This window comes from Kothea flammea (assembly GCF_052161645.1).
Classification (GTDB): domain Bacteria; phylum Planctomycetota; class Planctomycetia; order Pirellulales; family Pirellulaceae; genus Laterigemmans.
Map to the genome: position 1 here is coordinate 468,487 of NZ_CP197414.1, position 14,948 is coordinate 483,434.

The window sequence follows — 14,948 nt, forward strand, 5'->3', positions numbered from 1 at the left end:
GTACAAGACTGCGGCAGAGTCGCCTTTCACTTTACGAAAGTCCATAGTCGTTGAATCCTTGGCAGTTTACGTTTGATGTCGCAGCAAAATCGATCTCCGGCGAATCGCGGCGACGTGAACATCTGTGATCTTCAACTGCTGGAGCGATATCTCGATTTAGCAGGGGAAGAACAAGCAGGGGAGACGCCCCAGTTCGACGCGCTCGAGCAGCATCTCGATCATTGCCAGTTCTGTCGACAATCGCTCGAACGACTGGCCGCCGCGCCCGACTATTGGCTGGCGGCCGCGGAAAGCCTCGACACGCGCGCTGATTTCATGTTCGAAACGTCCGCGTCGCGCTCTCAATTAGCTTCCCAATTTGATCCGGGGCCAGATCTGCGTCATTGGTTATCACCCACTGAGACCGCCGGCGCGATGGGCAGAGTTGAGCATTACGACGTGCTCGGTGTGCTCGGTATTGGCGGTATGGGATTAGTGCTGCGAGCGTTTGATACGTCGCTGCAAAGAACTGTTGCGATCAAGACGTTGCGACCCGAACTGGCCACTCAAGCCATGGCCCAAGAGCGATTCATTCGCGAAGCGCGGCTGGCAGCATCACTCAGTGACTCACACATTATCCCCATTCTGCATGTCGGTGTCTGGAGCAAGCGTCCTTACGTGGTGATGCCGTTGATTGAACAGGGTTCGCTGGTCGAGCTAGTCAACCAACGCGTGGAGCAGCAGCCAGCGAATCGCAGCGGCTCGCATGCATTCACCATTGAGGAGATTTTAAGCGTCGCGCGACAAGTCTCGCTGGGGTTGGCGGCCGCTCACGCGCGTGAGATGGTCCACCGCGATCTTAAACCATCAAACATTCTATTGCTAAACGGGTTGGACCAAGTTGTTTTGGCCGACTTTGGGTTGGCGCGGGCCTTGAATGAGGAAGGCATGACACTCTCGGGTGCCTTGCATGGCACGCCGCAGTTCATGTCTCCTGAGCAAGCCAGTGGACTCGCCGTTGACACGCGGAGCGACCTCTTTTCGCTGGGCAGCTTGCTCTATTGGTTAGCCACCGGAGTCTCCCCCTTTGCCACCGAAAACCAATTTGCCACGCTGCTGAAAATCACTCAAGTCGATTACGCACCGGCCAGCCAGTTGCGTGCCGATTTGCCTGTGTGGTTTGATCAACTGGTGGCGTTGATGTTGGTCAAGCAGCCGCAGGACCGTCGAGTTAATGCGGAGCAACTGGCCAAGCTGTTCGCCCAGTTGCTAGAGGAAAAAGATGGCGTCTTTAGATTCGGCAAAGCGGCGTTTGCTGAGACTTTCGCGGAGCGAAAGGCGATTGTTTACCGCTTGTTCCTGACATGGCTCCTCGTTTTATTTCCGCTCGTGGCAGCTGTTGCCGGGATCTGGTGGTGGAGTGGCTCGCGGGAAGTTGGTGACTGGAAAGTTAGCGATCGGGGCGCGGCGGCCGATTCGTCAGCGGTGGTGACTGCTGCTGAGGATTTAGCACAGCCAGAGCCCGAATTGCTGCCGCCGCGGGAGCCGGATGCCCAGCTTCGGCAGGGACCGCTGGATGCCTTGGACCGCTTGAGTCTGCTCGCCGATTTGAAATTGAGCGAGCGGCTTGTGTACTGGCTAGAACGGCTGGGCAAATTATCGGCCGGCGAGGTCCCACCGGAGGCAATTCCCTGGCTCGAGCAATTGGCCAAAACGGGCGAGGATGATGTGCGTGTGTTGGCAACACGCATTTTGGAAAAGAACCCTTTCGAGATCGAGACAGCGCCTGAAAATCCATTCGTCCCAGTCGACTTTTAAAGGCGCCTTTCGCTCCGCGAAAGTTTCAGCAGACACCGCTTTCCCGCAGCAAAAGACAGTACTTATTACTCAATAGACTTATTCCCCAGGTCGAGCTTAATTGAGGCATCCAATGCAATTGAAAAGGCGAGGCAAAATTTCCATCATCGTGACCGGGATTGTGCTGTGCTTGCTCAGCCCGGTGGGTGTATCCGCGCAAGACTCGGTGCGGGAATGGACCGATTCGACTGGCCGCTTTAAGGTCAAGGCTTCGTTATTGGAAGTTGTTGACGGAAATGCGATGCTCCGTGGCGCTGACGGGCGGACGTTGAAAATTCCGCTTGCGCGTCTCAGCAAGAAAGATCAGGAGTATTTGCAAACGGGTGATAGTCCGTTTGAAATGGTCGCTGGGGATGCGGCGGGATCGGCGGGAGCCATGGAAGTGAGCGATCCCGCCGCGATGATTTCAGCACAGACTTGGAGAAAACCTGCGGAGTTTGACTGGAGTGAGGTCAAGCAGTTTGCCACGTTGGCCGGCGTCAAATGGCAAGTGCCCGAGTCGTCAGGTGAGCTTGGCTTCGAGCCCAAACGCGTGCCGCTGCTGCGGAAAGCCAGCTTTCACGAGAACCTGCATTCGCTTGCGGTCAATAAGGTTTGTAAACGGGCCATCGTTGGTTACACCGTGTCATTCGGAGTGCCCAAACCTCAGAGCCGGCTTTCGTTGGTCGATTTGTTATCGGGGACGGGCGTGCACAGCGATCCGATCGACGCACAGATGCGTCCTTTGGCGTTGCTCGATAACGCCAACACGGCCTTGATGGTTGGCTTGGGAGATCGTCGCGGGAACTCAGAGCGGAAAGCCGAACTACAGTTATGGCAGTTCAGCGGTAAGAAGATCGTTCGTTCGGCCAGTTGGGTTCCTTACGCGAGTGACAAGAATGGTGGCCGTGAAGATGGCGACGTACTCGACGCCGAAGTGCTCAATCAGCAACGACTGTTGACGCTCAGCGACAAAGGACACGTTGTGCTCTGGGACCTTACCAGTCGTCAGCCGATTTGGCATGCACGGTTGAGCGAAAGGAACTTTGATATGCAGTTGTCAGCCGATCGCAGGTTGTTGGCGCTGTTCGATGAAAAAACCTTAATGGTCTTGCATCCGGAAACTGCAGAGATTCTGGGCAGCACCGCGCTGGCTCCCAACACCGCGACTGGCTGGTGCCGCCTTGCCTGGAGTCCCAGCGGCGAGAGAATCGCTTTGACCTCGATCTCCGATGTGCGCGTCCTGGATGTGAAGACGGGAGAGTGGATCTATGATTTTTCGTTACCCGGAGGCCCGGTGGCGACGAAGGCGATGAGCTATCCAGATGAGAATTTCTTATTGCTTGACAATCAACTGCTCGTCGATTTGGAGTCGCGGATCCAGGTTTGTGAATATCGGGGTGCCGGTGATATTGAGAGCATCGGAGAGACTTCGTTTGTCGCGCTGCATTCGGATAGTGGTGGTCAATTGGCACCGCTGGAATTGCCACACCCGGGCGCGTTGGAAATGCTCCAATTGGCCCAACAAGATCCGACACTCTTTTTGCTGCATCCCGGGGTTGAAGTGGGCATTGATGTGTCGGCGATCAGCGGTCCGCAGCGGGAAGCTGCCCGCCAAGGTCTGGAGACCTCAGCGACTCAATCAGGTTACACGATCAACGCCTCTTCACCGATTAAGGTGGTGGGCTCGATCAGTGAGCCGAAACAGGAAGCGGTCAGTTATATTGCCGCCGGTTCGTACATCGTTAATCAATATACGTCGACTGTCAAAATTCAATGGAATGGCAGCGAGCTGTGGTCGACTTCCCGCACCAATGTGCCAAGCGTGTTGATGACCAAACGTGGGCAGACGATGCAGGAGGCGCTTGATGAAGCGGGCAAGGGACCAAACATGACGATCTTTGGCTCGCTGCGTTTTCCAGAGTTCATGCAAAAACCGAGTCAGGGGCGAGCTGCCGGCAGGCGAACTCAAGCTTTGATGTCCGCCCAGTTTACTCTGCAAGGTGTGGTCGACTCCAAATAAATTATGTTAGCCGTTTTGGCGCTAGCCACGGTTCCCGTTAGCCGTTTTGGCGCTAGCCACGGTTCTTTCCTATCATTATTTTCTCATCTTCTTCGGTGTTTTCATGGCTGCACGCCAGATCGTTTGTCCCAAGTGTAATACCAAGTTGCAGATACCGGCCACGTTGACGGCGGGCAAAGTCAAGTGCCCCAAGTGCGCAACGGTTTTGGCAATTCGTCCCCCCGCCGCCCCCAATGCACCCATTGCCGCCCCCATTGCTAAGCCGATTGGTGCACCGATTGCCGCGCCCATTGCCGCACCGATAGGTAAGCCAATTGCAACGCCGAGTGGCACAGCCGGTTCGGGGGCGGGTGGCCAGCGCGGGGCTCCATCACCGTCGCTTGATCCTTTTGATGATTTGCCCTCAGTGGGTCCGGTGTCTCAGCAATTTTCGGGGCCGCAAGGTTTTCCCACCGGTCAATTTGGGCCCCCTGCGGGCCAGGGCTTTCCAGCTCAAAGTTTTCCCGCTGGTGGTTATGCCCGCGGACCGGCTGCGAGAAAACCGTCTGCTGGGGGCAAAAGTGCGCTGAAGATTATGGGCATTATTGGCGGCATTGGCTTGTTGGGCGTGTTGCTGTGTGGCGGCGGGATTGTGGGGCTGGGTGTGTTAGGCTCGATGAGCAGCGGTTGGAAAACGGAAACATTCCGTGGCTTTGCGATCAGCATGCCGGCTGGCAAAGATCGTCAAACGAAGTCGGAGCAAACTCCCAACGCGGTCGTTCACGAACTGATTGCCCGTCGCAAAGAAACCGGTTCGCAGTATTCCTTGGTGGTTGTTGACATACCTAACGCACGCGGTGCCAACATTTCTGTCGATCAACTGGTGGGCAACATGCAAATTCGGCTATCCAACCGAGTTGCTGTTACTCGGTCGGGCGTGCCAGGTATCTCTGGGAAAATGGCCGCCGGGGCGGTCGCGATCAACGGTGCGGAGGTGGAGTTGTTTTTGCATCAGGGAACGTTGGTGGTCGCCACTTACGCACCTTACTCGGTGATCAAAGACAGAATTGGCGGGACTCGCAAACCTCGCACCAATGAGCGTAATCTGGATGATCCGGAGGTGTTTTTTAGTTCGCTAAAGTTCCCGTAAGATGTAATTTGCGCCTAACTTCTGATTTAGCATCAGGCCGCTCGCGGGTGAGGCGAGCGGCCTGAGGTGAAAAGGTTAGGAAACACCATTAGGAAACGGCAACTGGCAATTCCTGGGGTGGTTCGACCGAAGGAATCGCTAGCTGGTAGTGAAAAAACTCAATCTAATAACGGAAGATCAAATCCACTTGGATACGATCTTGGAGCACGTCTTTAAATTCGGTGAGGGGGAATTCATAAGCCAAACCGAACTCATAGTTGCCGCTGGGCTTGTACTTGGCACCCACGGATTGAGTGACTAGGTTGTTGCCGACCACGTTGTTAGCTGGCAGGTTGAAGACGTCCTGGCCAGCAACTCCAGCGTTGATCGTTCCAGCGCTGGCATCATCGGTCCAGTGCCACCAAACGATTTCCGAAACTAAGTAAACCGTTTCCGTGACTCGCAAGTCGAGGTGATTGCTCCAGTGCAACGATTCGGTTTGCGTGCTACCGTCAACTGGCAGACGCCAGCCAAAAGTTGTCATGTAGTGCGCGTCACCGCCGAGCAAACGCTGCGCGAAACTGGTGAACATGTGGAATTCGCCATCGGCGACCGACTGCAACGCGCGATCTGAACCCATCGGAATTTCGTAAGTGAACCCTGACGAGGCCAGCGTGCCGCTGTTGACATCACGCAACCAGTTGTATTTCAGACCAGCAGATACGTCCGCCCAGCCGTCATCGAGCAGAGTTGCCATCGGGCCGTCGGTCTGGGTCCAAATAAATCCGTCTTTGACCGCGATCAAGCTGAGCCGCTCGGTCAAGGCAATTCGGAATTGTGCCGCTAGCAGTTGCACGGAACCACCATCAATATTGGTGACACCCAAACGGCTGGGCAGGCGGTGATGGAGAAAAATTGGCCGCAATTCGGTCAGAGTTCGCGGATCTTCAAAGTGCACGAAGTTTGACATCGGGCTGATGAAGTCGTCGAAGCAGTGATCGCTTTTGCGAAGATTCAGGCGGCCAAGCAGGCTGCCGCCACCAATACCGTCACAACCATCATCACAAAGGTTGTCACAAATCGATGTGTCGCACAGGTCCACATCGCAGCAACCGCTGTCGCAGTTGCCGCTCATAATTCGATCCCACAAACCGGCTTCCGCATTTGTGCCGGCGAAAAGCATCGCAACGACCGCGGCAGCCGTACAAAAAGATTTTTTCATCGCAGCAGTTCCTTCCTGCAGCAGGGACTTTGAAATTTTGACCCGACCCCTGCGTCGGGTCGACAGCAAGCTGCCGGTCAGCGTAGAACCCACCTGTCCTTGTTATCGCTCTTTGCTCCGTAAAAAATGACCAATCGCTCGCGAGGTGTTATACTTTACGTCGATCATTCAGGCGGATTCCCCCTGGTATGGTGTGCCAGCTGTGCAGACGTGAGCGGTATTGGCTGGCATGGCGGTAGAGCGTGCGATTGGGCGCGCAAAGCTGCTTTTTCGTATAGGTGTTGCCGGCGGTTTGGTCCCTTTTGACGCTGGCTCTGTCAGCACTGCTTAATTTTTCCCGAGACGCTTGTCAGGATGCTGAGGCGAATGGATTTCACCGCGATCGATTTTGAAACGGCTAATCACCAGCCCCAAAGTGCCTGTCAGCTGGGAGCCGTCGTTGTTCGCCAAGGCCAAGTGGTGGCTCGGCATTGTTGGCTGATTCGGCCGCGTCCTTTGCAGTTCAACCGCCGTAACATTGAAGTGCATGGGATTACCCCTACCGATGTTCGCGATGCGGCCGATTTTGGTCAGCTGTGGTTGGAGATGCAGGAGGCTTTCGCCAATCAAGTGCTGGTCGCTCATAACGCAAGGTTCGATCTCGGCGTGCTGCGAGCTTGTTTGACCTTTTATCAGCTGCCGGTGCCTGATCTGCAGTTCACCTGTACGCGGGCGATTGCCCGAGCAGCGTGGCCCAACCATGCCGGCTACGGGCTGCGAGCGATTGCCGATCGATTGGGAATTGTCTTTCGCCACCATGATGCTTTGGAAGATGCCGACGCTTGCGCACAGGTCTTATTAGCAGCTGCCGCGGATCGCCAAACAGACGACCTACCTGCCTTGGAGAAAGCCTTGCGGCTGAGTCGTGGTCGAGCTGGCGACTGGGGAATCGGCGGGCCGCAACAGCGTGGTGGTGGGCGACAACGCGGTGGGGCCACAACCAGTCGCGGTGGCTGGCGAGATCGTTTGCGAGGCACGAAAGCATCCACATCGGCAACCGCAGCACATCGCGACGGCTCGGTGATCGTGCAGCAACGACTCTATTTTCGTGATCCGCCAGCAACCAGCTCGACAACAGCCAGCTCTACAGCAGCCAGCTCGCCGTCGGAGAACCGTTATCAAATCAACACGCCACAAGTTGATCAGCAAGCGGGTGATGCTGGGAGTTTGGCACAGTTGTTCGCCGGAGCGCGTCAGAGTCAACCGCTGAGTGGGCAGACGGTTGTTTTCACGGGGCTGTTACAGCGGTTGGAGCGGGGGCAAGCGGAGCACTTGGTCGAGGTGGCTGGCGGAGTGTTGGCGGCCAACGTCACTCGTAAGACGACGTTGTTGGTAGTCGGAAAGCCCGATCATCGCACGCTGCAGGCCGGCCGTCGGATCAGCACGAAACAGGCGCGCGCTGAGGAACTGAAGGCTGCCGGGCAAAACTTGGCAATCGACTCGGAGCAAGCTTTTTTGGTACGCTGCGGGCTCCCTGCCGTATCATTGACGAAAGCTGAGCGGCTTTGATGCTATGAGTTGGCTGTACCGCCGAGTGTTGATCATTTCACAGGAAGTTGAATATGACAATGGACTGTTTCAGGTATATAAGGTCTTTGCGGGTCCCTGTTTCTTGTCTTCTTTGTATGAGCCTGATATTCGTGGTTGATCAACAACAGGTGGCCGGTCAGTCGGGCGAGGAACCAGGTAAAAAGAATGAACAGGCAAACCCGGTGGAGGGTGCCTTGAGTGCCATTCGTAATTTCCCTTTGCCGACGATGGGAGGCAAGCAGTTCTGGACTGACTTTGCCTGGAATGATGGCTGGCGTTTACAGCAAAACGCAATCACCGAGCATTGGCGTTTGATTAGCCCCAAGAACGTGCGATACGCTTGGGGAAACCGCTTGGAGTGCGAGTCGGCGATGGAGCGGCATGTCGCTCAGCAGACGCGGCAGCCCGACTCGCGAATTATCGTCATGCTGCATGGTTTGATGCGGACCAGCGCGTCGATGTCACAGGTGGGTAAGGCTTTGGAAGACGCCGGCATCGTCCGCCCGGTCTGCTTTGAGTATGCCAGCACGCGGCGCGGTGTGGCGGCCCATGCGGCAGCCCTGCGGCATTGGTTGGAAACATTGCCTGGAGAGCCGCGCATCGACTTTGTCGCTCACAGCATGGGCAACATTGTCATTCGTCATCTGATTATGGACTTGCAGCGAGACGGCGATCCACGTGGGTTACTTGCCCGCAGCAGCAAGTTTGCCATGCTGGGGCCGCCCAACCACGGCGCGAATATCGCGCGTCAGCTGGGAAAATTGGGGCTCTTCGAAATCGTCACGGGGCAGGGGGGCATGGAGTTGGGACCCGCCTGGGAAGCCTTTGAGCATCGCTTGGCGATTCCTCCATTTCCCTTCATGATTGTTGCTGGTGACTTGCAAAAAAGTTGGCTCAAAAATCCGCTAGTGGAAGGCCCCAGCGATCTCGTCGTGCGGACCGAAGAAGCCAATCTAGAGGGAGCCGCTGCGTTTCATGTGCTGCCGGTGATGCACTCTTTGATGATGAACGACTCCACGGTCCAACAGTTGGTCGTCGATTTTTTATCATCGTAAGTTGAGCACTTACTAACCGATCAACTGTTAGCGGTTTTCCCGCTAGCCACCGTTAGCCGGGACCGGTTCCTTCTGGCAGCTCCAGCGGTTGGGCCGACTCGATCAGTCCTGGATTGAGTGGCGTCGGCTCTGCAATCACTGGTTCGACGAGCCCCGGCTCGATCATCTCCGGTCCGATCGCGGGGCCACCACTGGTGGAAACTGGCGCCGATGGGTCGAAGGGACCAGCACTTACGGGGCGTGGTTGATAAACGTTCTCTGGCGACACGCGGGGTGTGAAGAAACGCCCCAGTTCATAGGCATCTCGATAAGCACCGGAGGCCCATGGTCCTTCGGCGAGTTGGACTTGGTTGTAAGCCAACAGCGATCCTTTCTGGCGATGCAAGTCGCGGATGGCCAAGTTATAGTCGACCAAGGCACGGTAGAAGTCGGCTTCGCTGACCGCCAACTGACGTTGTGCTTGCAACAGCACAAAGTAGACGTTCACGCCGTTATCCACGCCGATGCCGGCGAGTGCGCGTTTTGTCAGCACGTCGGCTTGTTTTTGGTCGGCCAACCAGCGATTGAGGTTGGTTTGCAAGAGGCGATACGCGCGGGTCACTTCGCGAACCGAATTGCTCAAGTCGTGGCTGACTCGCAGTTCGGTTTCACCCAGCACGGCGCGGTCGCGGGCCAGGTTCAGTTGGGCGTGACTGACTGCCACGCTGGCTTGGCGGAGACCAACCGGGAAGGTCAGCTCCATACCGGCAACCCATTCTTGAAAATCGCCACCGGTGATGTTGCCGTAGAGATTATCGAACGGACCGTTGTCGCGGTCGCCGATCAGGTGGTCACCCAGACCACGCCAACGGTATTGACCAAGAAAGTCCAAGCGGGGGCGACGGTTGAGACGCGAGGCGATCAATTCCAGTTCGCGACGTTTGACATTCCACTTTTGCCGGCGAATTTCCACGCGGCGTTCCAATGCTTGGTCCAGCGCGCTGTTCCAGTCAAAGACCACGCGAGCTTCTTGAGGATCGGTCGAGGGCTTGATCAGTCGCCCGTCAGCCGCCGGCATGCCCAGCAGATATCGCAAGCGTTGTTCGAGCGCGTAGACACCGTTTGGTCCGGCAAGGGCGTTTTCCACTTGGGAGACAAACAAATGGTATTGGCTGGTGGTTTGTGCCAGCGGTTCTTCGTTATCGAGTCCCAGTTGCGTTCGCTGCTGTTGGTATTGAAACGATTTCAAAGCCGATTCGCGGCCGCGCAGTTGGGCTTCCAGCGTGCGGTAGGCGCCGTAAAGCTCCCAATAAGCTTGTTCGACATCCGCCACCAAGGTAATCACGGAGGCTTCGAAGTCGGCCAAGTTGACATCGTTATTCACTCTCGCGATCAACACACCGTTATATTGGCCGATGCCCGAGTTGGGGCCGGCGATGCGATTGAAGAGTGTGCCGGCACCTTGCATTAACGGTTGTCGCCATTCGGCTTCGACCCAACCGACAAAGTCCGATTGGAATTCGCGGAACGGACGGTTGTTGCGATCATAGATCACGTTGTGCCGGAGCGCAAAGCGACCGCCCTGGGCTGTTTGTTTGGCAATTTCCGCTTGAAAGTTTGAGTTCGTTGAAAGAGATGCCGGCGGATTGAAGGCTGCACCCAGACCACCTCTTTCGATGTTGTTGGGAACTTCGTTCTTATTCCAATTCAAAACCCCGTTGACTTGCGCGTCAAAGGCGGAGAGTGCCGCTTCGACACCGCCGAGGGGATTGGCGTACGACAGAGCCGGGTCATAAATGGTGGCCACCCCGGGGCCTCCACCCGCTTGCACGACACTGCCACCCACTGAACGGAGCACTGGGCTTTGGCCAACGGCAGTCCGAATCGCTTCGGCCAGCGTCATTTCATAAGTGGGCAGGTCGGCCGGGTCCTCGAAAGTCAGCGGCGGGGCGGAGCTGCTGGCGATTTGGCTCGTCTCGACACCACTCTCGCGTGCGTCTGGATAATCGATCGACATCCCGACTTGATCGTGAAACGACAACTTGGTGTCGTGCGGACCTGGATCCAGCTGGGGCAGAATCTTTGTCGCGGTGGTACAACCGAACGTTGTGCAGGCGGCTAAGGCGATGGCCAGCAAACGACGACGTTGGCCGCGACCTTTACAGGTTACCGCTGGTCTGAAATCCATATTACATCGATCCCATTAAATCTGGTCGGGTAGAGCATTCTGGCGAACAAGCGGCGGCACGTTCGTCATCAGTGCTATCGGCGGTAACATGGGAGCAACTGGAGATTCCCCTACCTTGCTTGGCTGTGGTTTAATTGGCAAGGCTTGACTGATCGTCAAGGTCGGTGCGAGTCGCGCCGGTTCGGTAGACTTTGCGGGCAAAACACCGTAGGCCAGACCCACGATGGTTTTAGCGAGATGAACCTTGACCGGCGCTGGTGTCCCAGCTTCAGCCGGTCGTTTTGCAATGATTTGGAAGTTTACCTGGGCAGCGCCGAACGACATGTTTTTTTAGTAGCCGATTATTTTGCGGCGGCGTTCGTCGTCTGCATCGATCGCAAAATCCCGGCGTAGCGGTCGGTATTGCGGATCGGTTCCAAATCAGCTTCGGCCGCGACGCGAAACGGGTCACCAAAGCCCTCGTCGATTGATCGCTGTAAGGCAGCCAGCGAATCGCTGCGCATCTGCTCGCGCTGCTCGTCGGCAACGACGAGAGACAATTGAGCCAGAGCGCGGGCCCGCTCCAGGTGCAGTTCGCTGTTCGGCTCCGTTGTTTCCCCCAGCGACTTGATATGCTCCAGAGCGGCTTCCACGTTGCCCACGCGAGCTTCGGAGAGCATGAGGTTAATTTGATTCTTTTCGTCTGGCGAGGCTTCATACAGGTCGGCTCTCAGTAAACGCGAGCGTTCAAATAGGCTGAGCGCCTCGTCTTTCCTGGCTTGCAAGTCGCGTGTTGTCCCTAGCAAGAAGAGGGCTTCGGCGAAACTCCGTTTCAAATCGGCTTTCTCAGGATCAGAAAGATAAGCCTCTTCGGAAAGCGAGACTGCTTCCCGCAATTGCTTGCCCCCCTCATCGACTTGGTCAATCCATATCAGCGATTTTCCATACAGCTTGAGAAAGCCAGCCAGTTCGGTTTTCATGACCAGCATCTGCGGTCGACGCTGGAAAATTTCACGTCGACTGGCGATCGCTGCTTGATACAGTTGCAACGCTTCCTCGGTTTTCCCCAGTCGCAAGCGAATGTAAGCAACCCCTAAACGCGATTTGTCTAGTTGAATCTTGAGAGCGGCAGTTTGCGTATCTTTTTGGTCGTCATTTTGCTCGTCGAAACCAGGTTGACTGCGGATGTTCTCCAGCACCGCTAGATTGGCGTCGAGCGCTTGGCTGAACATCTTGTTGGTCGCTGCCACGCGACCGTCACGCAGATACTCCACGCCGAGGTTCATGGAGGTGGCCGACTTTAGCTGTAGGATTTCGTTGATGCTCGGGCTATCTGGTTCCGGGGCGGGCTCCGCGATCACCTCTTCGATCAGGGCGACTGCTTGTTCTAGTTTCTTAATGCCTTCCAAGGGGTCGTGTTCAAGCCGTCGCGAGAGCGTCGCGGAAGCCAGCAGCACTTTAACCAAGTTGGTGCGAACCGAATCGGTCCTGCCTTTGATGTTAATGCGTTCGCGAGCCATTTCTTCGAGTCTGATGAACTCTCGCTGTGCTTGTTCGAGTTGATCGAGTTCCTCGAAGGTTATCGCCAATGCTTGTCGAGCAGCCATCAGCGTGGGGATCGCCTCGCCCCGAACTCCGCCCACCAGCTCCACATTTAACTCGTCCCACTTCCGCGAGACGGCTTCCAGGATTTCAATTCGTACATCACTCATCCCCGGTAGTTTGCGGAGTTGGGCGTCGATGTCGCGGACCACGAACTGGGTGTTGCGGAGCGCCATTTCGGCTTGTTTCTCCGCGAGTGCTCGATTCTCTTCGGCGGCCGCGCGTTGTTGAATGGCGATCAGGCGTTGCCGCCGCGCTTCGTCACGTTCTTGTTGGGCGGTGTCGCGCTCTTGCGTGATGATGGTGGATTGGGCGGCGGTGGTGACCCAAGCCCAACTGGAAATCGCGGCGGTGGCCACGATTAACATTCCCGCCAAGCCGCTGGGCAGGGCAATGGCTGGGTTGCGGCGACACCACCGCCAGCTTTTTTCTAGTTTGCTGATCGGGCGGGCATGAATCGGTTCCCCTTCGATGAAACGTTGCAAGTCGTCGGCCAGCTCTTTACAGCTAGGGTAGCGTTTGCTCGGATCCTTTTGCAGCACTTTGAGGCAGATTGTTTCCAGATCGAGGGGAATCGATTCAGTCAAACGTCTTGGCGGCACCGGTTCTTTGTTTACCACTTGGGTAACCGTATCGATCGTCGAAGCGGCCAAGAAGGGAGGCCTTCCGCAGAGGCTAGCGTAAAGAATCGCGCCCAGGGAGTATTGATCGGTGGCCCCGCTGAGTTCGCTGATCATCCCTTGCGCTTGTTCGGGAGACATGAAACTGGGTGTGCCCATCACGGTACCGGTCTTGGTTTCATTTTGGTCGTCGCCGGCAAGATTCTTCGCCAGTCCAAAATCGGAAATCTTGGGCACGCCATCGCTTGTCATCAAGATGTTCGCTGGCTTGAGATCGCGGTGAAGAATGCCGCGATCATGAGCAGCCTGCATGGTGCGGGCCAGTGTTTCCACAATCCGCGCAGCTTCCTTGGCTGCCAGCGGGGACTCTTTCATGCGAGCGCTGAGTGTGCCGCCATCGACATATTCGAGAGCCACGTAGGGGCTGCCAGCAAAATTGGCCAGCTCAAATAGTTGCACAATGTTGGGGTGTTGTAAGCTGGCGACCGCGCGGGCCTCGACTTCGAACCTCTGCACGGCGACGGGATCGAGCCCGCTGCTGCCCAGGATCATCTTGATTGCCACATCGCGTTGCAACGTGCGATGATGCCCGCGGTAGACAACCCCCATCCCGCCTCGTCCCAGCTCGCCATCGATGCGGTAATCGCCCACCATCATGCCGATCATCGTTTTGGCAGCTTTGCCGGCAGGCCTGGCGGTTTCGCCGAGCGAAAAATCGTCTCTGCTGGTCTGCTCGTTATTTTCTTTGTCAAGGCTGTTGACGGTTTCATCGGGTGCGCCCCGGCCAGTCTTCGCTGTCCCCGCACCCGTTTTTCCACTCCCCGAACGCACGACGCTGCTTTTTCCAGAATTCGATCCTGGGGCATGGCCGATGGTTTGCAGTTTCTCGGAGTTCTGGTTCGGAGCGGCCGCCGATAGATCGGCGGCGGTGGCCTCTAGGTCGTTGCGGCCGGGAGTGTCCGTATTCAGGGCGGCCGTGAATCCCGCGGCGGTCTCCTGATCAAAGTTGAACTCAACGCTCTCCTCCTCGGTTCGCGTTTGCAGCTTATCTGGAACTTGTTGATGCCGACCGGGAGGTAGCGTTTCTTCTGGCTCGTGATCGTCGTTCATAACTTTGCATCCTTATCAAGCTGTTTGTTATTGTTCGTGCCGGTCATTCTTCGCCAGCGGAGCACACCAGCGCCGGCACCAATCAGTCCGATCAAAGCCAGCGATGTTGGCTCCGGGATCGCGGTCAGACTAGAACGGGCAATAAAGCCGTTCGCTGGAACCGCCACGAACTTGTTAGTTGCGGAGAACTCAATCCTTAATTGCTCTACGGAACTCACCCAGCCGGCGAGATCAAACACGATTTCTGAGCCAAAATCTGTTTCTGTAATCACACCAGTAGTGGCCAGTTCGCCATTGACATACGCGGTCGTTTGTATCTCAGGGTTGCCCGCGTAACCGGTCAGCACGAACTCTGTTTTGTTGCCAAAATCATGACTATTCATCTGTCCGTACGTTAACCTGGCGATCTCACCCGCATCATGAAACAGGAACAAGCCTGGTCCAAAGTTTTCGTCTCCGTAAGCCATGGTTCCCAGTAAGTCCTCCGTCGTACGATATAGCTCAAAGCCGAATTCGCTGGGCGGAGCATCGTCAATGAAATCGTCGATAACAAGGAAATCAGCCGCGACCGGTGGGGCGATAAGCAATCCCAAGATTATTGCCAAGCACCAACTGATGTATGGTCGCGTGTTGTCGATCTGCTCGTTAATCATGTTATCTATCCGCTGTTAGAAAAAT

Annotated in this window: 9 protein-coding genes; 5 read left to right on the forward strand and 4 right to left on the reverse strand. The window is 56.2% G+C overall.

Annotation, left to right across the window (positions count from 1 at the left end):
• The first annotated feature begins 75 nt into the window (after positions 1–75).
• The 3 genes from SH139x_RS01650 (at position 76) to SH139x_RS01660 (ending at position 4,967) form a co-directional block, all read left to right on the forward strand.
• Positions 76–1,797: a serine/threonine-protein kinase gene (locus tag SH139x_RS01650; RefSeq protein WP_488353552.1), complete on the forward strand. Its 1,722-nt coding sequence runs from the start codon at positions 76–78 to the stop codon at positions 1,795–1,797.
• A 112-nt stretch (positions 1,798–1,909) separates the two neighbouring features.
• Positions 1,910–3,838 carry an SHD1 domain-containing protein gene (locus tag SH139x_RS01655; protein ID WP_488353553.1) on the forward strand — a complete coding sequence of 643 codons (1,929 nt, stop codon included), beginning with the start codon at positions 1,910–1,912 and terminating at the stop codon, positions 3,836–3,838.
• A gap of 103 nt (positions 3,839–3,941) precedes the next feature.
• Positions 3,942–4,967 carry a zinc ribbon domain-containing protein gene (locus tag SH139x_RS01660; RefSeq protein WP_488353554.1) on the forward strand — a complete coding sequence of 342 codons (1,026 nt, stop codon included), beginning with the start codon at positions 3,942–3,944 and terminating at the stop codon, positions 4,965–4,967.
• 163 nt (positions 4,968–5,130) lie between these two features.
• Here the strand turns inward: SH139x_RS01660 and SH139x_RS01665 are convergent, their stop codons facing one another.
• Positions 5,131–6,168, reverse strand: coding sequence for a hypothetical protein (locus SH139x_RS01665; protein WP_488353555.1), 1,038 nt, complete (start codon positions 6,166–6,168; stop codon positions 5,131–5,133).
• A gap of 366 nt (positions 6,169–6,534) precedes the next feature.
• Here SH139x_RS01665 and SH139x_RS01670 point away from each other — a divergent pair, with 366 nt between their 5' ends.
• Positions 6,535–7,716, forward strand: a complete 1,182-nt coding sequence (locus SH139x_RS01670) for an exonuclease domain-containing protein (RefSeq protein ID WP_488353556.1) — start codon at positions 6,535–6,537, stop codon at positions 7,714–7,716.
• 116 nt (positions 7,717–7,832) lie between these two features.
• Positions 7,833–8,792 (forward strand): esterase/lipase family protein, encoded by a 960-nt coding sequence (locus SH139x_RS01675; protein WP_488353557.1) that lies wholly within the window; start codon positions 7,833–7,835, stop codon positions 8,790–8,792.
• 52 nt (positions 8,793–8,844) lie between these two features.
• On the opposite strand, the gene SH139x_RS01680 is transcribed toward SH139x_RS01675, so the two are convergent.
• The 3 genes from SH139x_RS01680 to SH139x_RS01690 all read right to left on the reverse strand — a co-directional run bounded on the left by SH139x_RS01680 (position 8,845) and on the right by SH139x_RS01690 (position 14,923).
• Positions 8,845–10,959, reverse strand: coding sequence for a TolC family protein (locus SH139x_RS01680; protein ID WP_488353558.1), 2,115 nt, complete (start codon positions 10,957–10,959; stop codon positions 8,845–8,847).
• 341 nt (positions 10,960–11,300) lie between these two features.
• Positions 11,301–14,270, reverse strand: coding sequence for a protein kinase domain-containing protein (locus SH139x_RS01685; protein ID WP_488353559.1), 2,970 nt, complete (start codon positions 14,268–14,270; stop codon positions 11,301–11,303).
• Positions 14,267–14,923 (reverse strand): PEP-CTERM sorting domain-containing protein, encoded by a 657-nt coding sequence (locus SH139x_RS01690; protein WP_488353560.1) that lies wholly within the window; start codon positions 14,921–14,923, stop codon positions 14,267–14,269. Before SH139x_RS01690 ends, SH139x_RS01685 begins: the two co-directional genes overlap by 4 nt.
• Between the last annotated feature and the right edge of the window lie 25 nt (positions 14,924–14,948).